The sequence below is a fragment of the Streptosporangium sp. NPDC002524 genome, assembly GCF_040295985.1.
GTDB lineage: Bacteria > Actinomycetota > Actinomycetes > Streptosporangiales > Streptosporangiaceae > Streptosporangium.
This window is the reverse complement of the sequence record NZ_JBEOWK010000001.1, coordinates 451,425-474,860: the sequence shown is the minus strand read 5'-3', so window position 1 is coordinate 474,860 and position 23,436 is coordinate 451,425. Positions and strand designations below refer to the sequence as shown.

General features: G+C 70.1%; 21 protein-coding genes. 9 read left to right on the top strand and 12 right to left on the bottom strand.

Going from position 1 to position 23,436, the window contains the following annotated elements; genetic code table 11:
* Positions 1-15: 15 nt before the first annotated feature.
* The 3 genes from ABT053_RS01985 to ABT053_RS01975 all read right to left on the bottom strand — a co-directional run bounded on the left by ABT053_RS01985 (position 16) and on the right by ABT053_RS01975 (position 3,068).
* A complete protein-coding gene (locus ABT053_RS01985; protein WP_350966928.1) occupies positions 16-990 on the bottom strand; it encodes an aldo/keto reductase in 975 nt (324 codons plus the stop codon).
* A 315-nt stretch (positions 991-1,305) separates the two neighbouring features.
* Positions 1,306-2,214, bottom strand: a complete 909-nt coding sequence (locus ABT053_RS01980) for an SUMF1/EgtB/PvdO family nonheme iron enzyme (protein ID WP_502991696.1) — start codon at positions 2,212-2,214, stop codon at positions 1,306-1,308.
* 74 nt (positions 2,215-2,288) lie between these two features.
* Complete coding sequence (locus tag ABT053_RS01975; protein ID WP_350966926.1) at positions 2,289-3,068, bottom strand: aminotransferase class IV family protein; 780 nt, start codon at positions 3,066-3,068, stop codon at positions 2,289-2,291.
* Between the two features lie 1,891 nt (positions 3,069-4,959).
* Between ABT053_RS01975 and ABT053_RS01970 the strand changes: the two genes are divergently transcribed.
* Genes ABT053_RS01970 through ABT053_RS01960 form a run of 3 tightly spaced genes read left to right on the top strand, consistent with a single transcriptional unit; the run spans position 4,960 to position 6,914 of the window.
* Positions 4,960-6,192, top strand: coding sequence for a helix-turn-helix domain-containing protein (locus ABT053_RS01970; RefSeq protein WP_350966925.1), 1,233 nt, complete (start codon positions 4,960-4,962; stop codon positions 6,190-6,192).
* A 54-nt stretch (positions 6,193-6,246) separates the two neighbouring features.
* On the top strand, positions 6,247-6,702 hold the full coding sequence (locus ABT053_RS01965; RefSeq protein WP_350966924.1) for a hypothetical protein: 456 nt from the start codon (positions 6,247-6,249) through the stop codon (positions 6,700-6,702).
* A 2-nt stretch (positions 6,703-6,704) separates the two neighbouring features.
* On the top strand, positions 6,705-6,914 hold the full coding sequence (locus ABT053_RS01960) for a hypothetical protein (RefSeq protein ID WP_350966923.1): 210 nt from the start codon (positions 6,705-6,707) through the stop codon (positions 6,912-6,914).
* Positions 6,915-7,097: 183 nt separating this feature from the next.
* Here ABT053_RS01960 and ABT053_RS01955 read toward each other — a convergent pair whose 3' ends face one another.
* Positions 7,098-7,622, bottom strand: a complete 525-nt coding sequence (locus tag ABT053_RS01955; RefSeq protein WP_350966922.1) for an NUDIX domain-containing protein — start codon at positions 7,620-7,622, stop codon at positions 7,098-7,100.
* Between the two features lie 341 nt (positions 7,623-7,963).
* On the opposite strand from ABT053_RS01955, the gene ABT053_RS01950 reads away from it, so the two are divergent.
* Positions 7,964-8,311 (top strand): hypothetical protein, encoded by a 348-nt coding sequence (locus tag ABT053_RS01950; protein WP_350966921.1) that lies wholly within the window; start codon positions 7,964-7,966, stop codon positions 8,309-8,311.
* Positions 8,308-8,826, top strand: coding sequence for a MerR family transcriptional regulator (locus ABT053_RS01945; protein WP_350966920.1), 519 nt, complete (start codon positions 8,308-8,310; stop codon positions 8,824-8,826). The genes ABT053_RS01950 and ABT053_RS01945 overlap by 4 nt, the downstream gene beginning before the upstream one ends.
* On the opposite strand, the gene ABT053_RS01940 is transcribed toward ABT053_RS01945, so the two are convergent.
* On the bottom strand, positions 8,795-9,508 hold the full coding sequence (locus tag ABT053_RS01940; protein WP_350966919.1) for a DUF4232 domain-containing protein: 714 nt from the start codon (positions 9,506-9,508) through the stop codon (positions 8,795-8,797). The two genes, ABT053_RS01945 and ABT053_RS01940, sit on opposite strands and share 32 nt — an antisense overlap.
* A 236-nt stretch (positions 9,509-9,744) precedes the next feature.
* Here ABT053_RS01940 and ABT053_RS01935 point away from each other — a divergent pair, with 236 nt between their 5' ends.
* Positions 9,745-10,683: an MBL fold metallo-hydrolase gene (locus ABT053_RS01935; RefSeq protein WP_350966918.1), complete on the top strand. Its 939-nt coding sequence runs from the start codon at positions 9,745-9,747 to the stop codon at positions 10,681-10,683.
* A gap of 137 nt (positions 10,684-10,820) precedes the next feature.
* On the opposite strand, the gene ABT053_RS01930 is transcribed toward ABT053_RS01935, so the two are convergent.
* Entirely contained in the window at positions 10,821-12,731 is a 1,911-nt protein-coding gene (locus ABT053_RS01930; RefSeq protein ID WP_350966917.1) for a S9 family peptidase, read from the bottom strand.
* Between the two features lie 239 nt (positions 12,732-12,970).
* Between ABT053_RS01930 and ABT053_RS01925 the strand changes: the two genes are divergently transcribed.
* Positions 12,971-14,044 carry a class I SAM-dependent methyltransferase gene (locus ABT053_RS01925; protein WP_350966916.1) on the top strand — a complete coding sequence of 358 codons (1,074 nt, stop codon included), beginning with the start codon at positions 12,971-12,973 and terminating at the stop codon, positions 14,042-14,044.
* Between the two features lie 69 nt (positions 14,045-14,113).
* Here ABT053_RS01925 and ABT053_RS01920 read toward each other — a convergent pair whose 3' ends face one another.
* The gene (locus tag ABT053_RS01920) at positions 14,114-15,316 is read right to left on the bottom strand and encodes an alcohol dehydrogenase catalytic domain-containing protein (RefSeq protein WP_350966915.1); all 1,203 of its coding nucleotides are present in this window, start codon (positions 15,314-15,316) and stop codon (positions 14,114-14,116) included.
* Positions 15,317-15,540: 224 nt separating this feature from the next.
* Between ABT053_RS01920 and ABT053_RS01915 the strand changes: the two genes are divergently transcribed.
* Together ABT053_RS01915 and ABT053_RS01910 are read left to right on the top strand one after the other, a co-directional pair.
* The gene (locus tag ABT053_RS01915; RefSeq protein WP_350966914.1) at positions 15,541-16,977 is read left to right on the top strand and encodes a glutamate-cysteine ligase family protein; all 1,437 of its coding nucleotides are present in this window, start codon (positions 15,541-15,543) and stop codon (positions 16,975-16,977) included.
* Positions 16,978-17,112: 135 nt separating this feature from the next.
* Positions 17,113-18,162, top strand: a complete 1,050-nt coding sequence (locus ABT053_RS01910) for a hypothetical protein (RefSeq protein WP_350966913.1) — start codon at positions 17,113-17,115, stop codon at positions 18,160-18,162.
* A 38-nt stretch (positions 18,163-18,200) separates the two neighbouring features.
* Here ABT053_RS01910 and ABT053_RS01905 read toward each other — a convergent pair whose 3' ends face one another.
* The 5 genes from ABT053_RS01905 to ABT053_RS01885 all read right to left on the bottom strand — a co-directional run bounded on the left by ABT053_RS01905 (position 18,201) and on the right by ABT053_RS01885 (position 23,428).
* Positions 18,201-18,938: a class I SAM-dependent methyltransferase gene (locus tag ABT053_RS01905; RefSeq protein WP_350966912.1), complete on the bottom strand. Its 738-nt coding sequence runs from the start codon at positions 18,936-18,938 to the stop codon at positions 18,201-18,203.
* Positions 18,939-19,083: 145 nt separating this feature from the next.
* A complete protein-coding gene (pcp, locus tag ABT053_RS01900) occupies positions 19,084-19,710 on the bottom strand; it encodes a pyroglutamyl-peptidase I (RefSeq protein WP_350966911.1) in 627 nt (208 codons plus the stop codon).
* A complete protein-coding gene (locus ABT053_RS01895; RefSeq protein WP_350966910.1) occupies positions 19,707-20,198 on the bottom strand; it encodes a thiol-disulfide oxidoreductase DCC family protein in 492 nt (163 codons plus the stop codon). The genes pcp and ABT053_RS01895 overlap by 4 nt, the downstream gene beginning before the upstream one ends.
* A gap of 28 nt (positions 20,199-20,226) precedes the next feature.
* Positions 20,227-22,080, bottom strand: a complete 1,854-nt coding sequence (locus tag ABT053_RS01890) for an endonuclease/exonuclease/phosphatase family protein (RefSeq protein ID WP_350966909.1) — start codon at positions 22,078-22,080, stop codon at positions 20,227-20,229.
* 163 nt (positions 22,081-22,243) lie between these two features.
* Positions 22,244-23,428 carry a hypothetical protein gene (locus ABT053_RS01885; protein ID WP_350966908.1) on the bottom strand — a complete coding sequence of 395 codons (1,185 nt, stop codon included), beginning with the start codon at positions 23,426-23,428 and terminating at the stop codon, positions 22,244-22,246.
* Positions 23,429-23,436: the final 8 nt, after the last annotated feature.

Sequence of the window (23,436 nt, the reverse complement as noted above, 5' to 3'; positions counted from 1 at the left end):
CCGGGACCGTAAGGCTCAGTGCTTGACGACCCTGGGGCGGTACGGCTCGGCGAGGAAGGCGAGCTCCTTCTCGGTGAGGGACAACTCCACCGCGGCGACCGCGTCGTCCACGTGCCGATCCTTGGTCGCGCCCACGATCGGGGCCGACAGGCCGGGCTGGTGGAGCAGCCACGACAGCGCCACCCGCGCGGGGGCGACCTCGCGTTCCCTGGCCACCTGGGCGACCCGGTCGAGGATCAGGCGGTCGTTGTCGGCGTCGTCGTAGAGGGAGTCGATGCGGGAGTCGCTGCCCGCCCGGACGGTCTTCTCCTCGGATCCGGCGCGGGCCAGCAGGCCCCGGGCCAGCGGGCTCCACGGGATCAGGCCGACGCCCTGGTCGAGGCAGAGCGGGTTCATCTCCCGCTCCTCCTCCCGGTAGAGCAGGTTGTAGTGGTTCTGCATCGACACGAACCTGGTCCAGCCGTGGGCTTCGGCGGTGTGCTGGGCCTTGGCGAACTGCCAGGCGTACATGCTGGAGGCGCCGATGTAGCGGGCCTTGCCGGAGCGTACGACGTCGTGCAGGGCCTCCATGGTCTCCTCGATCGGCGTGTCGGGGTCCCAGCGGTGGATCTGGTAGAGATCCACGTAGTCGGTGCCCAGGCGGCGCAGCGAGGCGTCGATCGCCGAGTGGATGTGCTTGCGCGACAGGCCGCCGGAGTTGACGCCCTTGCCCATCGGCATGAACACCTTGGTGGCCAGCACGTAGTCGTCCCTGCTGGGGAAGATCTTGGCGAGCAGGCGGCCGGTGACCTCTTCGCTGGTGCCGAAGGAGTAGACGTCGGCGGTGTCGAAGAACGTCACCCCCGCGTCGGCGGCCCGTCGCACGATCGGCTCGGAGGCGGCCTCGTCCAGCACCCACTCGCCCCACTTGGCGGGATCGCCGTAACTCATCATGCCAAGGCAGACCCTCGAAACCTTCATCCCGGTGGACCCCAGGCGCACGTACTCCATGTCAAACCTCCGGATCTTCAAGCCCTTGGACTCCACCCTACGACCGCGACCCCCACCCGGTTCGTCCCGCCCGCCGCCGGTTCCGGTGGAGACCGGCACGGCCGTACGTCAACTCATAGGCGTTCCTCCGGCAACCGGATGCCAACCGGTTACGGACGGGTTTGAGCCGGAGGTACCGGACTGCTGAGCTCTGCCTGGGACGACGCAGGCGGGATGATCAAGCGGGCCTCAACCACTCCACCGCCTGCCCTCGCGCGCTGTCGATCATCCCGGAGCGGAGACCCCACCGGAGGTTCTGGGCACTGAGGGCGGAGATTATGTGGCCATCTTAAGGAGAGCGCGCATTGTTTCGGCGGGTGTGACACACCGGAAACCGGTGTCATCATCCATCATGTCGATCGACGCATCATTGAATGTTGACGGGGTGGCTCTGACGAACGGGCTTGTGAAGGCGCTGCCCTTGAGCTCGTACCGGTCCTGGCCGGAACCGGTGGACAGCCATTCCCAGACATTGCCGCACATGTCATAAACGCCGTACGGGCTGGCGCCGCTGTGATAACGGCTCACCGGTGTGGTCTTGTTGATCCCCGCTTCGCGGACGTTGCATTTCGCGGGGGTGAGCTGGTTCCCCCATGGGTAGACATCCCCCCGGACGCCTCGCGCGACTTTTTCCCACTGCTCACCAGTCGGCAGTGCTTTGGCCGTCCACTCAGCATAGGCGGATGCGTCACTCCATGTGACGAACACGACCGGATGGTCAAAGATCTCGTCGGACGGCCCACCAGCGCCTCCCCAATGCTGGGGTCTTCTGTGCTCGGTAGCGGCTACGAAGCGCGCATAATCAGCGTTGGTCGTGGGAAACACGTCGCTGTAAAACGCCGGCAGATAGACCGGTTCATCGGTGGGACCATGGAGATGGACTCCGGCGTCGATAAGTGTCATCAGCTTGCCGTCAATGGGGTGACGCACCTGGTGCTGACCGATAGGCAGAGGAGTCTCTGAGCCGGGAGACATCACGTCTGTAGCCTCGCCGGATGTTTGCATGCCGGGGGTAGTGATGAGGCTGGAAAACCTTGCCTGGACGTCGGAGCTCGAAGCGGACAGCGATGAATCGAGAGCGGCTTGGTTGACCGGGCGGGGGTGGATGCCCTCGCCCCCTGCCTCCCACTTCGACACCATGCGCTCACTCACTCCGAGGTGTGCGGCGAACGCGCGGATGCTCATCCGCTTCGCCTCTCGGAGGGCTCGTATCTCTATGCCGGACCATATTTGAACTATCGGAATCACTCTTGCCTCCCTTACAGTTGTTCCGGCGGGATTTCCTCGTACTCTTTTCGGAGTGTCTCGAAAATGGGGTGGTCGTCGGCCAGCGTTATTCTGTCGATGGCGCTGATTGCTCGTACGCCTATTGTTGTGTTTGTGGCGAACGCAGCCTGCATGACGGGGACGTCACGGATATTCACTGGTGCGGTTATCGTATTGTCGTGAACCTGGTTCAGTAGCCTCATCGTTACCCCTGGGAGCACTTCGGCGTTTGGCCAGATGACTCGCTCCCCGTCGAAGAAACCGATGTTCCATGTCGCCCCCTCGGAGACGAAAGAGGCATTGTCGATAAAAAGTGCGTCGTCGTATTCATGCATCTGAACTTGCCGTCGATGCCATATCGATCCCAGCAACCCAACGTGCTTCACCTCTGGCAGGTCACGTCGATAGCTGACCGTTTGCACGCGAATCGGGGAAGGGGGCAATGGCATAGCCGGTCGTGTGGTGATGAGTACGCTCGGCTCTGCCGAAGACGTGGGGTGGCCAAGCTCAAGAGCGGGATCAAAAATGGTCACTCGAACCACGGATGCCCCGCGCTCTCCCTTGACAGCATGTCGAACGAATTCGCGTACTCGCTCCCTGTCCAAGCTCGTGTTGAACAAGAGTTGACAGTCGTTCGCGAGACGGTCTATATGGTGAGAAAAGCCCCTTACCTGCTGATCCTGAACACGCATAGACGTGAAGTGGCCGTAGTTGATGAGGGCCAGCGCTTGCAAAGCTTCCGAGGTCACTGGTGCCCCGTTGAGTTCCGCCATGTCTCGATTCTTACACCAGGGGCGATCGCGGGACAGCCTGAAGTTCAGTGGGAGTTCAGCGCTGAGGCCGTACGAGGACATGGGAAGGTCCGCGCCGTTCGGCAAGCCTGAGTAGGCGCCTAAATAGTTGTGCTCGCTCAGTAAGGAAAAAGGCACGGGGCGCAACCGGTCAGTCCCGTAGATAGCGCACAACAGCCGCACGGCTTGAGCGCACATTCCCGCTGGTAGAGGGAGAGATCGCGCTATGTGCGTACTTAGCGGACCCGCCGAAGTGGTCGAACACTGCGGCGGGTCCTTGACCGCACACTGGAGGTGCGATCTATGGATCACTCTAGGGGCGATCCGCCTCACGTCACAGAAGAGCGTGCCGAGAATCAGGAGAGGGCTCTCGCTGTCGTGCAGCGACTCCTGCAAGAGCGGGGAGTTCGCGCCCACCGGCACAGCACGATCGTCCTGGAACTGTCCGTCACCGGGAGACAGTGGCCCGACCCTCCGGTGCAATCGTCGGTGGAGCGACACCCACCCGAACTGGCAGTGATCGGCCCGCAAGGGTGGCGCGATGCCACGGTGACGATAGGGCAGCGCTCGGGCTCTTACATGGTCAGCGTCCGTGGCGGTCCCGCTCTTCAGACGGTGAGAAGCGAGCATCCGGAGCAAGTCGTTGATCTGATCATCGCCGCCCGGTCGGATGAGCAGTCATGACCCTGGGGGAGCTGGTGAAGCTCCACGGGCGGACCTGGAAGTTCTCGGAGGCGGTGGGAGGAGGCTGGTATGCCGTACGGCGTGCTGACCTCTCGTCCTACGGGCTCGAACACGGCCTGTCCAACGTGAGGTGTGGAGACTCCTTGGCGGAACTGGCCCGCAATCTAGAAGCTGAGATGCGGCTGGAGAACCAGGCTTGGCGTCGTGTGCCGTTGCGAGTGGTCTCCTAACCGCTGACTGATCCTCAGAAGAGCGCTAGATCACCATGGGGCGATCCGTATGGGCGGATCGCCCCTTTCAGCTTTCAGAGTGGCAACAGAGAACAAGGTCATTTCCACGAGTCTGCAGGGCCTTCCAAAGTCACTACGGAGCGGAGCGGCCGGCGCCAATCCGAAGGAACCCGTAGGGTCCGCGTAGCGGTTGGGGCCGGTGGTCGGAGTGGCCTTGGGCGGGGTGCTCCGCGGCGAGTATTCGAGCTGACTGGTATGACCCACGTCTTTGCGGGGGAAAGCGCGAAGGAGGCCGTGGGGCGATCCGGGCGGCTGCGCGGGGGTGGTCGGCGGGTGCGTTCGGTGCGGAGGCTGGGCGGTGCGGCGGGCGGCGGGGTCCGGCCGTCCGCGCCGGGCGGGCGCGGGACGGGACCAGCCTCCAGGCCGCATGCCCGGTCCCGATGTCCGCCCGGCGCGGACGGGCGTGCCGCGCCGTACAGCGGCGCGGAGTGCTGCCGCCGACCATCCCGCCGCGCAGGTGATGGTCAGTGCCCGATGAGCTTCATGTGTGCCTCGGAGTAACGTTCACCGGCCACACCAACTCGGGCGGCCAATGCGTCGAGGTCGGCTCGTTCATCGGAGGACAGCCTGACCTCGGTTGCGCCTGCGTTCTCGATGAGCCGGGACAATTTGCGGGTTCCAGGGATCGGTGCGATCCATGGCGCCCGCGCTCACACATCGGGCTGCCGGGATCACTTCTCCACCAAAAGAGATCACCATCACCCCGGCCGAATGGTGCTATGCCGGAAGCGGCCTACGCAACGGTGAACCTTCTGAGCCGAGGTGGCTCGGCAACCCATCGCCAGTGCTCGCACGGTCGCGCGTGAACGAAGAGACGGGCAATCCGCTTGACCTGTCGTCGCTTCAGGCGAGAGGCGTACCTTGAGAGGAGAGCTGGCCTTCTACGTCTGGTGGTGGCTGTGTCCGAGAACATTCCCTCTGACCTGACCGCTGGCGAGCGCATCCAACTTCTTCGCGAACGGCGGGGCATGTCCCGGCCGGTTCTCGCCGGGCTCGTGGGACGCGGGCCGTCCTGGTTGAAGAAGATCGAGCATGGCGAGCGGGAGCTGAGAAGCTACGAACTGCTCTCCCGCGTGGCGGCTGCGCTCGGTATCAATGATCTTTCCTTGCTGACCGGTGGTGGTTCGCCCGTGCCAATCAACAACGTCGGCCGGATGACGGTTCCCTTCGTTACCGAGGTTCGCGACGCTGTTCGTGGGCGACTGTGGGCCTCCGAAACCGACGAGGACCTTCCGTCCGTCGATGTACTCAGAGGACGTGTCGCCGAAGCCTGGCGGCTGTGGCACGCCTCGCGCTTCCAGCGTACGGAGGTCGGCGCGCTGCTTCCCGACCTGCTCACCGATGGGCATCGGCTCACTCGGTCTCTGGACGGTCCGGAGCGTCGTCAGGCCTCTGCGGTGCTGGCCGACATCTACCGGCTGACCCAACAGGCGATGGCCTACGGGTGCGAGCCGGAACTGTATTGGACCATTGCCGACCGGGCTCGGCAGGCATCCCAAGACGCCGACGACCCGCTGTCGCTCGCCGGTGCGGCCTGGTCCTACGCCAACGGCCTGCGGGAGACCGGTTACGCCGACGAAGCGCTCAGGGCGGTGAACGAAGCGGTTGACGTGCTGCGGCCTCGCCTGGAAGACGGTTCCAACGACATGCGGGGCATGTACGGAGCGCTCAACCTGCACGCCGCGATCACGCACGCCAGAGAGGGCAGGGACGGGGATGCCTGGCGTCACTGGGACGAGGCCAACGCGGTAGCCGGGCAACTCCCCAGGGGCTACACCCACGCGTGGACGGTCTTCAGTCAGGGCAATACCGACATCCATGCTGTCTCTGTCGGGGTCGATCTCCGCACACCCGGCGTCGCCCTCCAGCGTGCCGAGTCCATCGACCTCAATCAGGTGCCCTCGGTCGAGCGCCGCGCGCGGGTGCTCGTGGAGTTCGCCCGTGCGTACGACCAGCGTGACGACAAAGCGGGTGCGCTGCACTTCATGAACCGGGCGCGCGACTCCTCTCCCGAGACGGTTCGCTTCACCCCCTCGGCGCGGTCGCTGGTCGCCGAGTTGGCCACCAGTACGCGCGGCCCTCTCAAGACTGACGCGATGGCGCTCGCCGAGTCCGTAGGGGTACCCGTGTAGGAGGGGCCCATTCTGGGCCCCTTGCCCCTGTGAGCTGCGCTTACGGTCCTCTGCATGGCAGTCGGGGACGAGAGCGATCCGCAACACCGGGACGCAGGCGACGAGGAAACCGCGCGTCGTCTGCGTGCCCATTTTCACAGCGCGCTCGAAGAGACAATCGACGAGAGCACAGCGGCAAGCCATGACCAGGCACTATGCGCTGTGCAACGGCTTCTCGCGGAGCGGGGCATCCGTGCCCACCGCCACACCACGATCAGTCTCGGGCTCTACGGTGATCACCTGTACCCCCCGAGCCGGCCCAACCGGCCTGACTCCCGGTCGTGGATGAACCTGCACCCACCAGAGCTTGCGGTAACCGGTCCCCAGGGCGGGCGCGACGTCACGGTGACCGTGGGATCGCGCTCGGGCTGCTACCTGGTGTCCATCCGCAACGGCCCTGACCTCCAAACCGTCGGGCGGGAACACCCGGAAAAGGTCGTTGACCTGATCCTGGCCGCTCGGAGGTCGTGACCGTGCACGGCTGGGTCATCCTGGGCGATGCGGCCACGAAGCGGGTCAACGGCCAAGAGGTCGTTGTTATTGCCGATAGGTCGGGTGACCTCGGGGCGGCCATCAGGGCTTGGGAAGACGACGAACGTCGCCGGATGGCGTACGAACTGGGAAACCTCGGCCGCCTGGTCAACGACGCGTTGGACCGGTTACGGCAAGCTGGAGCCACCTGATGGCGGCGAGGGCAGGTCACTCTCGCTGTTGGTAACCATGTTCATCCGGAACCCGACCCGAGGCACAGAGCCACCAGGCCCGAGCATCGGAAGCGAGGCAGCAGAGGCGTTGCTCCTACCATTCGAGCGTTCCTGACGAACACGAGCGGAGCGGCCGCCACCGCTGTGGGGAACGCTTTGTTCTTACGATTCGGTGAGGGCGTAGAGCAGCGCGGCCATGCTGGTGCCGCACACGATGTCGCCCTTGCCGACCAGACCGCGGATGTCGGTGAGGGGTACCCATTCGACGCGCTCGGCCTCCCAGGTCTCGGTCGGCGGGCCGATGTGGGTGGCGCTGTGGGCGCGGAAGATGTGGTGGACCGAGTCGGAGATGCCGTTGGTCGGCTGGACGCGCAGCAGAGGGCGCAGCGGTCCGGGCCGCCATCCGGTCTCCTCCTCGGCCTCCCGCGCGGCGGCGGCGATCGGCTCCTCACCGTCCTCGATCCCGCCGATGGGGATCTCCCAGCCCCAGGAGTCGGTGATGAAGCGATGCCGCCAGATCAGCAGCACTCGGTGCCGAGCGTCGGTGACGACGGCACCGGCCCCTGGCGCGGTACGGATCAGCCGGTGGTCCAGGTGCCTGCCGTCGGGAAGCTCCACATCCGCCACCCGGACGTCGAGCCAGGGGTCGGTGTAGAGAGGCTTTTCGGAGTGGACCTGCCAGCGCATGCGGCGTACTCCCAGCGTGGTTGCCTGATCTCGGCACCACGTTACAAGGGCACACGTGCCTGCCGGTGTGCACGGATCGGGAACTCTTCGGCGACTCGGGCGGGCGTGGGCCGGAACGCGGGCCGGAAGCGGGGCCCACGTCGTGTGCCCGGTCTCGATGTCCATCCGGTGGGGGCGGGGTGTCCCGCCGTATGACCGGGGGGAAGCGCCCGTGTTTTCCCCGGTGGGAGGTCGGCGATTCGAGGTTGTATCCGGTACCCAGGTACAGGCTTACCGTCGGGGTGCGGGGCGCTCGCGTCGGAGACGGGTGGCCCGGCCTTGGAGAGGTCTTGGAGGGTTTCATGGAGTGGGCACCGGCCGAATGCGTGCTTCCCAGCGGGGAGCGGCCCCTGCGGGTGGCGGAGTTCGACGCGTTGTTCGCCTCGGCACTGGACGGGCTGGAGCGGATGAGCCCGACTCACCTGCGGCTCACCCTGCGCGGTGCCCGGGAGGGCGGGGCGGGCCGGGTGGAGGAGGCCGCCCGGGAGCTGGCGGCGCGGGAGACGGCGTGCTGTTCCTTCTTCACCTTCACGTTCACCCGGGAGCGGGACGCCCTGGTTCTGGACGTCGAGGTGCCCGTGACCCACAGCGGGGTGCTCGACGGCTTGGTGGTGCAGGCGCTCGCGGCGGCACCCGGGGTGTCCCGGTGAGCCCCCGAGGCGTCCCGGTGAGCGGGGAGTGGCTCCGTACCGGGGAGGTGGCGGAGGCGGCGGGGGTCAACGCGCAGACGCTGCGCTACTACCACCGGCGCGGGCTGCTGGAGGAGCCGCCGCGCAGCAACGGCGGGCACCGGCTCTATCCACCGGAGACGGTCACCCTCCTGCGGGCGATCAAGATGGCGCAGCGGCTCGGCTTCACGCTGGGGGAGGTGACGGAGCTGGTAGTGGCGGTCGGGCGCCGTCGCGGCGCGGGGAGCGGCGGGCTGCGGAAGCGGGCGGGGGCGAAACTGGCCGAGGTGGAACGGAGGATCGCCGATCTCCAGCTGATCCGCGAGTCACTGGTCCAGGCGGTGGACGCCGGGTGTGACGACCTGGCGGCCTGCGCGGCCGTCCCGCGCTGCCCCCTGCCGTTCTCCGATCCGGAGGCAGGGGGCCGGATGCCGGGTGCGCCCGGGGTCGTGGCCGGTCAGGGCCTCACAGGCGTGTCCCGGGAGCCATCGGGGTGACGTCCAGGCGGCCGTCGCCGCAGACCGTCGCCCTGAAAGGGATCTCCAGGTGCGCCACCTCGTCCGGTGGGATGATCATCAGCCGGGCGGACGTGACGCAGGGGTGGTTCCCACCGGGCACCTGGTTCCAATGGAGCCTGGCGTGCGCGCTCGCTCCCGGCCGCAGGGTGATCCGGCGGGGCTTGACGCTCTCCCTGCGCGTCCTGGTACGCAGCGCGTCGCCACTCCCGTCGATCATGATCAGGCCGACGAAGCCGTACACCCAGCAGGTTTTGCCGGAGGTGTTAGTGAAGACCAGCGGTGCGTACCGCTGTCCCGCTCCGGCGTCCACCCTGCCGACGCGCGCCGCGAGCGCCTCGGTGCGGCAGCGCCCGGCGGCGCCGCCGACGCCCGCGCCTTTCAGGCCTGCGCCTTTCAGGCCCGCGGTCTGGACGGTGACGGGGCGCGCGGGTGTGGCGGCCCGCGCGGGGGCGGAACCCGGAGCCGAGGAGGGAGCGACATTCCCGGTAAGGGCGGAAGCCGGAACCGAGGAGGGGGCGGCGTTCCCGGTGAAGGACGCGTTCCGGGTGGGGGCGGCGCTCCGGACGGGGGAGACGGGCGGGGCGCACGCGGCCACGGCCAGCACGGCCGCCGCCACCGCGGAGGCGGCGGTGAGCCGCTCGGCGCCGATGGATCGTTTCATGCCCTGTTGGATGCGAGCGGTGCCGGTTTTGTTGCCGGACGGGTGGAGCGGGTTGCCCGCGGTGTCCGTCAGGGGCGGGCCGGGCGGGAGCACCGGCGATGCCCGCGCGATCGGGAGATCCCGGTGGCGGCCGGGGCAGGGGTGGGTGTGCATTTTTACCTGTGAAATACGTCTATAGCACTCAAAAGACATCATCCGGTATGACCGGTGACGGGCGCAGGCACGACAATCCCAGCATGAGTTCATCGCGACACGACCATCCCCTGCCTCCGGCGCGCGTCGAGGAGGTCTCCGAGGGGATCTACGCCTACCTGCAGCCCGACGGGAGCTGGTGGATCAACAACACGGGCTTCCTCGTCGGCCGCCGTGGAGTGATCAGTGTGGACTCCTGCTCCACCGAGCGCCGTACGCTCGCCTATCGCGAGGCAATCAGGTCGGTCACCGACCGGCCGGTCACGACGCTGGTCAACACCCACCACCACGGTGACCACACCTTCGGCAACTCCGCCTTCCCCGAGGCGACGATCGTCGGGCACGAGCGGACCAGGGAGATGATCCTCGCCGACGGGATCCCCGACTACCTGAAGCTGGCCTGGACCGAGGTCGACTGGGGCGACCTGAAGATCCACCCGCCGTTCCTCACCTACACCGACGGGGTGACCGTCCACTCCGACGAGCTGCGCTGCGAGGTACGGCACATCGGCGTACCGGCCCACACGACCAACGACTCGATCGTGTGGATCCCCGAACGGTCACTGCTGTTCTCCGGTGACCTGGTGTTCAACGGCGGCACGCCGTTCGTGATGATGGGGTCGGTGACCGGGGCCGTCGCGGCGCTCGACGAGCTCAGGGCGCTGGGCGCGGAGACGATCGTCCCGGGACACGGCGGGGTGTGCGGGCCGGAGGCCATCGACCACGTACAGGATTACCTGCGGTTCGTGCTCGCCACCGCCGAACGCGGCAGGCAGGCCGGGCTGTCCCCGCTGGAGACCGCGCGCGAGACCGACCTCGGGGAGTACGCCGGGCTGCTCGACCCCGAGCGCATCGTCGGCAACCTGCACCGGGCCTACGCCGAGCTGGACGGGCTGCCCCCGGGCGGGCCGATCGACCTGGTCACCGCGATGCTGGAGATGATCGACTACAACGGGGGCAAGCCCCTCACCTGCCTGGCCTGAGACCGTCGGGGTTCGAAGCCCGGGGCCGCCGGGGTTCGAAGCCCGGAGCCGCCGGGGTACGAGGTCCGAGGCCGCCGGGGTACGAGGTCCGGGAGACCGCCCCCCGGTCTCACCGGGTCTCGTACGTCGCGGGAAGGTCAGGACAGGTGGCGGGACCACCACTCCAGGACGGCCTCGAAGCGCTGCACGCGATGCCTCGGACGGCCCCCGCGCGTGAGCTCGTGCCCCCCGGCGGGGAAGAGCAGCAGCTCGGCGGGGGTGCCGTTGCGGCGCAGCGCGACGAACATCCGCTGCGCCTGCTCGACCGGGCAGCGGATGTCGTCCTCGGAGTGGACCACCGCGAACGGCAGGGTGATCCGGTCGGCCTGGTAGAGCGGGCTCATCGCGCGCTGGGCCTCCGGGTCGGGGCCGCAGTAGGCCTCGGCGAAGAACCAGCCGATGTCGGAGGAGCCGGTGAAGGAGTCCCAGGCGTTGACCGCGCGCTCGCTCCAGGCGGCCCTGAACCGGTCCCCGTGCCGGGCGGACAGCCAGCTGGTCATGAAGCCGCCGTAGGAGCCGCCCATCACGCCCACCCGTTCGGCGTCGCACGCGGGGTCGGCCAGCGCCGCGTCCAGCAGGGCGAGCACGTCGTCGGCGTCCACGGTGCCCAGCGCGCCGACCACCGACCGGCCGTGCGCCTGGCCGTACCCGCAGGAGCCGCGCGGGTTGGGCAGGACCACCGCGTACCCGGCGCCCGCGTAGACCTGGGTCTCGTCCAGGAACGACCACCCGTGCTGGTGGAACGGGCCGCCGTGCACGTTCAGCAGGACCGGGTGCGGCCCGTCGCCCTCGGGCAGGGCGAGCCAGCCGTGGACCGGGTAGCCGTCGGCGGAGACGGCGGTGATCTCGCGCAGCGGCCTGATCCCGGGAAGGGAACCGGAGAAGTCGGTCAGCGGCCCGTCAGGGGTGACCACCTCGCCAGGGGTCGAGGGGGTGGACAGCACCGCGACGATCCGCTCCCCGAAGGTGGTGAACGCCTTGACGCGCGCCCGCTCGCCCAGGACCGGGACGAGCTTCTCCAGCGGCGTGCCGGCGGCGCCGGAGGGGACCAGGCGCAGCTCGATCGCGCCGCGCGTCCGCACCGCGACCAGGACGCCGTCCTCCCGGGGTACGGGAGGCAGCGCCTCGCAGTCCACCGACTCCTCCTCGGTCAGCCGGGTCCCGGCCGCTCCCGCCCCGTCGCCGCCGTCGCCGCCGAGGCGCAGTGGCGCGCGGTAGAGGCCCAGGTTGCGGGCGATCGCGTCGATGCCGGAGAACTCCGTGCCGAGGTAGAGCACGTCCCCGTCCGGCAGGGCGACGGGATGGTCGGCGGAGCCGTCGCTGCGCACCGCGAGGATCGGGGCGCCCCCGCCGGACGGGACCGCGTACACGTCCGTGTGCAGGCTCTCGCCGTCGAGGTCGCGGGGGGCCGAGACCAGTACGTGCTCCCCGTCCGGCGTCCAGCCGGGGGAGTCCACGTCGCAGGGCCCCTCGGTCAGCCGCACCGGCTGCGGGACGTCGGCGAGGGCGTTGACCACGAACAGGCTCTGCCGCCGGTCGACGACGAAGCCGACCCCCTCGGTCCGGTAGCGCAGCCCGGTGATCCGGCGGGGCGCCTCGGCGGCGGCGCTCACCCCCTCCTCGGTGCCGTACCGGCCGTGCTCGGCGACCCGGGCGACGAACGCGATCCGGCGGGAGTCCGGCGCCCAGACGGGGACGCCCGCGCCCAGCGGCAGATCGGTGACCGGCCGGGCCTCGCCGCCGCCGGTGGGCATCACGTACAGCTGCGGGGCGCCGTCGCCGGCGGCGCGCAGGAAGGCGACCCAGGTGCCGTCGGGGGAGATGCGCGGCGCGCTGTCGCGCTCGCCGAAGGTGAACCGGACGGGCGGGCCGTCCTCCGGCACCCGCCACAGGCCTCCCCGGTAGGCGTCGGCCTCCGGGTCGGGCCGGGCCACATCGACGAGGAGAAGATCGTCGTGCAGCGTGACACTTCCGGGGACGTTGAGCAGGGCGAGGTCTTCTGGGCGCATGGTCAACAACGCTATCACCCCTTTAGTAATCAATAAGATCATTTAAAGTGATATGTCGGTTCTGGTGGTGATGGTGCTCGTGTTGTGTTCTGCCCTTTTCGGGAAAGAGGATTGTTTGTCCGGTCTCTTCGAATACCTGAAGGCGCTGATACGAAAGAACGGTTGAGCCATTGATGGTCGCGTGCCACTTTTGATAGGAACCCTCCTTTTGGGAAGGTCCTGGTGAAGGGATGGCCGCGGTGTCCGCCAAACGAACGCTCTCGCGAGTCGTGTACGGCTCCCGCTACGACCGCGTCCCGTGGGGGCAGCGGGTTTACGTCCGTCCCGGGGAAAGGATCGCCCGCGAGATCCAGTGGCGCCTGAGAATTCGCCGGGCCCCCGTGCTGAGATTCCAGGACTATCGGGAACGAACACTTCTGGGGGAGATCGAGGAATTCGTCACCTGTCACCTGTGCGGGGAAACGCGGCAGCAGCCGATGTTCCAGCCGACCGGCGACAAACGGGGATGGAGTTACCGGGTGGTGCGCTGCCCGGCGTGCGGCTTCCTCTACCGCAACCCCAACATCCGGCCCGACCGCCTGGGCGACCTGTACGCCACCGGCTACAGCGGCTTCCTGACCGGGAAGTACGCCGCCAACCGGCAGCGGCGCTACCGGCTGACCATGGACGCCTTCGGTCCCGTCTTCTCCTCGGGACAGGGACGCAGGCTGCTCGACTTCGGCTGCGGCACCGGCCTCTTCCTGCGGCTCGCCGAGCTGCGCGGCTTCGACGCGGTCGGGATCGACCTCTCACCCGACTCCGTGGCCGCCGCCAACGAGCGCCTCACCTCCGCGAAGGCCCACGTCGGGGCCCCCGAGGACGTCCCGGAGGTCGCCGCAGGGGGCTTCGACGTCATCACCCTCTGGTCGGTCCTCGCCCACCTGCCCCGCCCGATCGACGACTTCAGGCGCCTGCGCTCCCTGCTCGCCCCCGGCGGGGTGCTGCTCGTCCTCACCGTGAACGCCGCCTCCCTGCAGCTCAAGGCGTACGGCAGCGGCTGGAACGGCTTCACCAGGAACCACCTGATGTTCTACTCGGCCGAGACCGTACCCGCCCTGCTGCGCCGCACCGGGTTCGCCGGGGTGGCCTTCGCCCCGTTCTACGGCGACACCGTCGAGGCGAGCACCACCAGGCTGCCGGAGCAACTGACCCGGCGCCTGCGCCGCAACATCGAGATCAGCGACGGCGGGAACATGCTCAGGGCCCTGGCCTTCGCCGACGACGAGGCCGTCGGGAGATGGGGCACGAACCTCCAGGTCCGCCGCCTGCCCTGACCCACCGTGACCTGTCCACGCCCCACCGGAGAACGAGGAGCCCGCGCCCGGTGGGCCCCGGTGGACCCGTCAGCGCAGGGACGGCAGGATCATCGTGACCCCGGGGACGGAACCGATCGAAGCGAGCGCGGCCCCCGCCTCGTCCAGGCCGATGGAACGGGTGACCAGGGCGTCCGGCCTCAGAGCGCCTCCGGCGACGGCCTCCAGCATCGCCGGGTAGGCGTGGGCGGCCATGCCGTGGCTGCCGAGGAGTTCGAGCTCGTACCCGATCACCCGGCCCATCGGGACCGGGGTGAGTCCGGGCAGCAGGCCGATCTGGACGTGGCGTCCCCGGCGGCGCAGGCTCTCGATCGACGCCAGGCACGTCCCGGGGCTGCCGAGCGCGTCGATCGAGACGTGGGCGCCTCCCGAGGTCAGCTCCCTGACACGCGCGGCGACATCGGCCCCGGACGATTCGGCCCTGAACGATCCAGCCCCGGACGGCTCGGCCCCGAGCGGCTCGGTCCTGGATGACTCGGTTCCAGACGGCTCGGCACCGAGTGGCTCGGTCCCGGACGGTTCGGCCCTGAACGATCCGGCCCCGGACGGCTCGGCCCCGGACGGCTCGGTCCCGGACGGCTCGGCACCGACGCAGGCGACGGCGCCGAACCGCCGGGCCAGCTCCAGGGCGCCCGCAGAGACGTCCACGGCGATCACCCGGGCCCCGGCCGCGGCGGCGATCATGACAGCGGACAGCCCCACGCCGCCGCAGCCGTGCACGACCACCCACTCGTCCGGCCGCACCCGGCCCACGGCGGTCACGGCCCGGTACGAGGTGGCGAAGCGGCAGCCCAGGCTCGCGGCGGTGGTGAAGGCCATCTCCTCGGGGAGCCGTACCAGGTTCACGTCCGCGTGGTCCACGGCCACGTACTCGGCGAAGGAGCCCCAGCGGGTGAACCCCGGCTGGGTCTGGTGCTCGCAGACCTGGTGATCACCGGCCAGGCAGGCCGCGCAGGAGCCGCAGGCGCAGACGAACGGGACGGTGACGCGGTCGCCGGGCCGCCACGAGGCGACACCGGAGCCCACCGCCTCGACGACCCCGGCGAGCTCGTGCCCCGGTACGTGGGGGAACACCCGGATGTCGGGGTCGTGGCCCTGCCAGCCGTGCCAGTCGCTCCGGCACAGCCCGGTGGCCTCCACGCGGATCACCGCTCCCCCCGGCGGAGGCTCGGGGGCGGGCACCTCCCGGACCTCCGGATCGGCCCCGAAGGCGTCGAAGACCACCGCTCGCATCCGCGCACACTCCTCTTACCCGGCTCTGCCCCGGCCTCCGGCCCTTTCCGCCGGCAAGCCCGTCTGGCCGGTGAGCCTATGGTGAGCCTATTAGGTCGGTGAGCCCACGCCTCGGGCCGGTGAGCCCACATCGCCGTGCGCGCCCCCGGTGTCGAGGCGTTCTGATTAGAACGGGCACTCTGGGAGAGAGGGAGGGCACAAGGGTCAACTGATCGGACGGTGCGATGGGGCAGAAAGTCGACAAGGACCGCTATTCCGAGGCGGAGTTCCTCCGTTTCAGGGGAAAACTGGCGGAGCAGCTCGACACCCTCCGCGAGGTGCTCGCGAGGCCGGGCTTCGGCGCCGGTCCCGCGACCATCGGAGCCGAGCTGGAGATGTTCCTCATAACGCCCGACGGGCGCCCGCTTCCCCGTAACCACGAGGTGCAGGACGCCGCGGACGACGATCGGCTCACGCTGGAGCTGGGCAGGTTCAACCTGGAGGCCAACCTGACCCCGCTGCCGATCGCCGGGCGGCCGTTCAGCGCCCTGGTGGACGAGATGCGGGAGATCATGGCCGTGGTGGACGCGGCGGCCGCCACGCAGGGCGGGCAGGCCGTGGCGATCGGGATCCTGCCGTCGCTGAGCGAGTTCGACTTCACCCACGAGGCGCTGAGCGGCGAGGGCCGCTACCGGGCGCTGGCGAGGGGCATGCGGCGGCTGCGCACGGAGCCGTTCCGGGTGCGCGTCGAGGGCGTCGAGCTGCTGGAGCTGGAGGTCGAGGGGGTGATCCTGGAGAGCGCCAACACCTCCTGGCAGGTCCATCTCCGCACCACCCCCGCCGACTTCGCCCGCTTCTACAACGCCGCCCAGCTGGCCATCGGCCCGGTCCTCGCGGTCAGCGGTAACTCGCCCTCCTTCCTGGGCAGGCGGCTGTGGGAGGAGACCAGGATCGCGCTGTTCGAGGAGGCCGCCGACGACCGGGACGTGGAGCGGCTCGACCGCAGGGACCGGCGGGTGGGGTTCGGGTCTGACTGGGTGCGGGGCATTGAGGAGATGTTCGAGACCTGCGTCCGCGACTACGAGCCGGTGCTGCCGATGACCTCGGTGCCGGAGGAGGTGCCCGCCGGAGGCGTCCCCGAGCTGGCCGAGCTCCGGCTCCACCAGGGCACCGTGTGGCAGTGGAACCGGCCGGTCTACGACCCCGGTGACGGAGGCCACCTGCGGGTGGAGATGCGCGCGCTGCCCGCCGGGCCGAGCGCGCCCGACATGGCGGCCAACACCGCGTTCCTGCTCGGGCTGACCGCCGCCCTCGCCGCCCAGCCGGTGGAGGACTTCCCCTTCGCCGGGGCCTACCGCAACTTCTACCGCGCCGCGATCCACGGCCTGGACGCGCCGCTGAGCTGGCCGGGCCTGGACGAGGAGGTCCCGGCCGAGCGGCTCGCCCTGGAGCTGCTGCCGGTCGCCGAGGCCGGGCTCGACAGCATGGGCGTGGACCCGGACGAGACCCGGTGGGCCTTGGACATCGTGCGCGAACGCGTCGTCCGCCGCCGTACCGGCTCGATCTGGCAGCGGGAGGCGCTGGCCCGCGAGGGCGGCGACCAGGCCGCGGCGGCGCGCGTGGTGAGCCGGTACCGGGAGCTGTCGCTGGCCGGGGAGCCCGTCCACACCTGGCCTTTCTGACCACGGAGGGGACTGTTCGCCCCGGCCTGTTAACTACAACTTTTAACTACAAAAGGGATTTGAGTACCGGCATACTCATGAACTCCGTATCTTGATCCGCCGATCCTGGCGGAACCGGACAGGGAGTGACCCCTCATGAGTCAGATGAAGGCCGTAGCGGCGGAGCCGTTCGGGCTGAAGCGGGACGGCGGCGGCGGTCTCGCGGCCGGGATCAAGGTCCTGGAGAAGGAGCTCAAGCGGGTCTCCCTCGACACCGTCCTGGCCAAGGCCAACCGGGTCATGGTCAGGAAGGGGTCGGCCGGAGCCGGGGCGTTCGCCACGATGAGGCCGAAGCCGGTCGACTGGTACAGCTTCGACGCCGGCGACAACACCACCAAGGAGTGGTACCCCCAGGGGCTGACCTGCGCCTCCGACGCCGGGATCGGCGGGAGCACGTTCGTGGTGAGCTGGTACCACACCCCGCCGTCGGGGGCCGAGCGGGGCGTGCGCCTGAGCTTCCTGAACACCGCGACGCTCCGCTACCGGCACGTCCTGCTCGTCCGGGCCGGCGCCGACGGCAACATCGCGCCGATCAACATCCACGCCGGCGGCGTCGCCTGGTACGGCAACCTGCTGTACGTCGCCGACACCACCCGGGGCCTGCGGGTCTTCGACACCCGGCAGATCTTCGAGATCGACGGGGACGGCACGGAGAGCATCGGCAGGAAGGGCGACGTGTACGAGGCATTCGGCTACCGGTACGTGATGCCGCAGACCGACGCCTGGACCACCACCAGCGGCTCCGTCCGCTTCTCCTTCGCCGCCGTCGACCGCAGCACCGCCCCCGACACCCTGATCTCCGGCGAGTACGTCGACACCGCGGGCACGGTCGGCCGGGTGGCCCGCTGGCCGCTCACCGAGGCGGGAATCCTGAATGCCCCCGCCGGGAGCGTCGTCAAGGCCGTGGACGCCTACGCGCTGCCCGCGGGCAAGATCCAGGGCGCGCTCTCCTACGAGGGCGGCTGGTATCTCAGCCAGACCGCGGGCTCCACCGGGAACGGCACCCTGATCGTGGTCGGCGACACGGTGCGCAGGCGCCCCTACCCGGTGGGCCCGGAGGACCTGACCTGCGTCCGCGACAAGAGGACGCTGTGGAGCGTGAGCGAGTTCGCGGGCCGCCGCGCGGTGTACGGCGTGCCCCTCTGAGGCCGCACACCCCTCTTGAGAGGGCCGGACCTCTCGGACTACCGCTCGCGGCGCCGGCGGGCGACATGGAGGGTGATGTCGGAGGTGATCTCGACCGTCGCGGGCAGGACGCGCGCGATCCGGTCGAACACCTGCTCCCGCTCCGAGGGCGGCAACATGAGATAGGCCGAGACGGTCGAGAGCAGGCCGACGTACTCACCGGCCGTCATCGTCAGGCGCCGCTCGATCACGGACTGCCGGACGTCGGTGAACTGCTCGGACCGCTGAAGCTCCGTGCCCGGCCACTGCATGGCCTCCTCCGGAGGCGTCCCGTCGGGGGACGGCATCTCGTCGCTGGCCAGGAACGGTGCCCGCGCCGCGCGAACGGCCTCCCCCACGGCCGGGTCGACCAGCTGGATCGGCCCGCCGAACGAGGCGAACACACCCCCCGGCTCCAGGAGCGCCGCCACGCGTGACCACCGACCCTCCGGGGCGGTCCAGTGCAACGCCGCCGCCGCGTAGACCAGCCCGTACCTCTCGCCCGGCCGCACGTCCTCGAACGCGGCCCGCACGGTCCTGACGCCCTCCGGCACGTGTTTGCGCAGCTCGGCGAGCATGGCCTCGTCGGGCTCGGTCGCGGTGACCGCGATCCCTCGCCGGGCGAACAGGCGGGTCGCCTTGCCGGTCCCGGCCCCGATCTCCAGGGCGGTCCGGACCGGCTGGGCCGCGTACGCCATCACCGTGTCGAAAAGCTCAGCGGGATACCCCGGCCGGAACCGTTCGTACGCTTCCGCCATCGCTCCGAAGCTCAGTGCGCGACCAGACATGCCGAGCATCCTGACACGAACCGCCCGTCAACGCTCAACCTTTTCACCCGGCCCACCCACCCAGCCACCGAGCCACCTGACCCGCCGAGCCCCCGGCCGGCCGACGAGTGGGCCCTCAGTGGAGGGAGCCGCCGACCAGGCGGAGGTCGCCGCCCAGGGAGACCGAGAGGGCGGTGGTCACGATCGCGGTGAGCGCCTGGGCGACCAGCGGGACGGGCAGGGAGGGCCTGGCCTCGCCCAGGACCTGCTCGGGGCTGAACGGCACGTGCACGAACCCCCCGCGGATCGCCGGACGCTCGGTGGCGATCATGTGCATGAGGCCGTAGAAGAGGTGGTTGCACAAGAACGTCCCGGCGCTCTGCGAGACGCTCGCCGGGACCCCGACGGCCCGCGCCGCCGCCACGCACGCCTTCACCGGCAGGGTGGAGAAGTAGGCGGCGGGGCCGCCGCGCACCACCGGCTCGTCGATCGGCCGGTGCCCCGCGCGGTCGGGGATCCGGGCGTCGTCGAGGTTGACGGCCACCCGCTCCACCGTCACGTCCGGCCGTCCCCCGGCCTGCCCGACGCACACCACCACCGCCGGATCGTGCTCCACCACCGCGGTACGCAGGTGCTCCAGCGCCCCGCCGAACGCGCAGGGCAGCAGCGCGGTCCGAACGCCGGGCACGAGCCCGATCGCCTCCCACGACGGGTTGGCGCCGCCGTCGAGCGGCTCGAACCCGGTGAGCAGGACGCCCTTCATCGGCGTTCCGGAGCCGCGGGCCCGGAGACCGCCGAGGACTTCGGGGCCCCCGGGGACCGAGGGGACTGCGGGGACCGAGGGGACTCCGAGGACTCCGAGGACTCCGATGGGTCCGAGGGCTTCGAGGGCAGGGCGCAGGCGGGGGTGCCGCCCGGCAGACGGTGCCGGTTGGCGGCGATGAGCCGGTAGACCCCCCGGGCCACCCACCGGAACGGCGGGACCCGCAGCACGAGCCCCAGGGGACTCCACGGGAGCCCGGCGGAGATCAGCAGCCTGGCCACCGCCTGCGCCCCGCCGTACACCCGGCCGTCCTCGACCCAGAGCACCTCGCGCTCGGCCCGCTCGCGCGTGACGCCCAGCGCCCGGAGGTCGGCGAACTGCCAGGGGACGACCTGGGCGCGCACCCCGACGCGGCGCTCGGCGAACCGGACGCTCGTCGTGCAGAAACCGCAGTCGCCGTCGAAGACCAGTACAGGTTGTCCCGTCATGCGACTGACATTACCCAGCGGGATTCGATCAAGGCCCGCCGACCAGGGTGACCGCGACCGGACGGTGGTCGGAGTACGGGACATCGGGGTTGGCCTGGTCTTTTCCGGTGAAACCCGGGGTGACGAGCACGTGGTCGATCTGCTCGGCCGGGCCGCTCCGGGACGGGATGGTGTTGAACGGCCTCACCGGGGCGAAGGGGTCGGTCAGCCCCGCCTCGGTCAGCACCCGCCAGGCGGGTTCGCCGGGCTGGAGGTTGAGGTCGCCGGCCACGACCACCGGGGCGCCGCTCCGCGCCGCGTTCCTGACGATCCCGCCGAGCTGCTCGACCTGGTCGAGCTCGCGCCAGTCGGGCGGAGGCTGCAGGTGGGTGCCGATCACGGTGACGTCCCTGCCCTGCCAGCGCAGCCCGACCTCCAGCGCCTGCGCGCCGGTCGGGCCGCCCTGGACCAGCACGTGGTTCCTCACAGTGGTGATCGGCAGCGTGGTGAGCAGGGCGTCGCCCCACACCTCGTCGGTCGCCGGGGCCCAGATGTAGTGCATGTCCAGCCGCTCGGCGATCAGCCGCACCCCGTCGTGGCCGCCGTTGAGCAGCCAGCCCCTGTCGGCCTCGCTCAGCACCACCACGTGCGGCCTCAGCTCCCTGATCGCGTCGGCCTGCCGCTCCAGGGAGAGCCTGCCCGACTCGCCGTACCCCATCCTGATGTTGTACGCCGCGATCCGCAGCCCGTCGCCCGGCGGCTCCCAGCGGGGCGGGGTCCCCTGCCACAGGGGGACGGCCGCCACCAGGGCGACCGAGGCCACGGCCGCCGCCGCGAACCGCCGGTCGTAGGAGCGGCGCGGCAGGCCCGCGCTGCCCACCACGGCCAGGAGCGCGACGACGAGCGCCGCGCAGACCGGCACCCACCCGTTGGGCAGGTAGAGGTCGTAGGCGGCGTAGTAGCCGAAGGCGAACACGAGGAACAGCAGCATCCCCCCGGCCGCCGCCAGGCCACGCCCGGCGGGCCGGTCCCGGCCGAAGGTCGCCGCGGCGTGCGCCAGGCAGGCTCCCAGCGCGACCTGGCCGACGATCTGCGCGACGATCGTCCAGCCGGGCGCCACGCCGTGGACGCCGTCCACGGTCGCCCTGCCCAGCGTGAACGCCACCGCCGAGGCCACCAGGGCGACCGCGGGCAGGAGCGGGCGGCGCAGCACCGGCAGCGCGGCGGGCGCCGCCGAGACCACCGCGAACGCTGCCACGATCACGGCGACGGCCTGCTGGGCGGAGTCGGTCGCCGCCTGGGCGTGCGCGGTGTTGCCCGTGTAGAGGCCCCAGAGCAGCAGGGCGGGGCCGACCGCCAGCCAGGCGCGGGGAGCCCCGGAGTACTCCTCGTCCGGAGGTTCGGCCCGGACGGTGAACGCGCAGAAGAGCAGGAGCTCCACCAGCAGCAGCATCCACGGGACCGCTCCAGGCCGCCACATCAGGTCGATGCCGTCCAGCGCCGCGTGGACCACCGTGGAGGCGGCCAGACCGGTGATCACCCCGCCCATCACCGGCCGGGCGTCCAGGCTGCTCATCGCGATCGCCACCAGCCAGGCCAGCCCGGCCAGCAGGCCCAGGCTGGCCACGTACAGCTGCGCGTCCCCGCCGCCGGTCAGCTGGAGCACGAGCCTGGCCAGGAGCAGCAGGCCCGCGGCGCCGAGGGCGATCAGCGGCGGCCGGACGGACCTGGCCAGCGGGACGGTCAGGAAGGCCAGCACGAACCAGGAGGCGGCGTACAGGCCCATCATCTCCGCGGGGGTGCTGCCCGCCCGGCCGAAGAGTGTGATCAGCGACGGCAGGAAGACCCTGAGCACGTCGACGAGCACGACCACGCCGAGGGTCACGTCCAGGCGGATCCGCATGCTACCTCCAAAGAACGCGAGCTATCCTCGCCTTCTTCGTGATCCATGACAAGGGCGAGACCTCCCCGAACCGCCACCGGGCCCGGGAGACCCCACCGGAGCGTCCCGGCGACCGGAGACCGCGCTCCGGGAGAAGCCGGATCTCAGGGGATCTCGGGAGACCTCAGGGGAAAGGAGGCTCATCCGGGGACGAAGATCCGCCGGAAGGGTCGGCGGTCCCACGACCCAGAGGGGCGTCGGGGGCGGTGGAGGCAGGCCCGTCCCCCCGGCCCGGAGAGGTGTCAGGGGAGGCGGCGGCAGGACTGTCCTCCCGGTCCGGAGACCGGCCGGGCGGGGTGCCGGGGGAGACGGGAGGCCCGTCCTCCGGGCCCGGAGACCGTCCGTGAGCGGTGTCGGGAGAGGTGTCGCGGGAGGCGGGGAACCCGTTCGCGAAGGGCGCGGGGCCGCCGGGGGGCGGGGCGGGAGGGCCGTCGAGGTGGCGGAACGCCTCGTGCGCCGAGCGGACACTGTCGCGCAGCGCCTGCTCCAGGTGACCGGCGTCCTCGGCCAGCCTCCCTATCTCCGGTACGGCGAAGACGTCGGCCCCGGACTCCGCGAGCAGCTCCTCGTAGCGGGGGAGCCGCGCGCGAAGCGCCTCGATCTGCTCGTGGGCGCGCAGGGCCCGCTCGGCGTCGGCCACGTGCCCCGCGTAGCGTTCGAGAGCCTCCACCCGCGCGAGGACGGCGGCCTCGCTGGCGGCCAGCGCCCGCTCCAGCGGCGCCATAGCGGCGGCCACCTCCGGGGTGCTGCCGCCGTACACGAACTCGTGGTGCTCGTTCCGCAGCGCGGAGAGCTTGGTCAGCAGCCGCGCGATCTCCCACTCCTGCGCGGGGAGCATCACCGAGTTGCGCACGCTGTCGAGCATCCCCATCGCGTTGACCCGCGAGCGCAGGATGTAGTCGATCGCCTGCTGGGTCCGGTCGAGCAACTGCCCGGCGTTGTAGTCGAAGTCCTCGGCGGGCAGCAGGTAGCGGCCCTCGTACCAGCGGGCCTCGCGGTAGAGCTCGTGCTCGATCGTCTCCGGCTCGGCCGGCTCACGGGCGGCCAGCAGGCCGACGAAGACCACGAAGACGAGCAGCGCGAGCATGAAGAACAGCAGCTGCCCGACATCGGCGAGGAACATCAGGCACACCAGGAAGAGCGCCGCGACCCCTCCGCCGACGTTCAGGAACCTTCCGGGCAGGCGCGAGTTGGGCGGTGGAGGCTCGGGGCTCCAACCGGCGCGGATGCGTGACAGCATCGACGCGTGCCGGCGGAACAGGTCGGCGGTCTTTGGGGGGACTTCAGGATCGACCACCACTCGCCGCACGGGCTCGC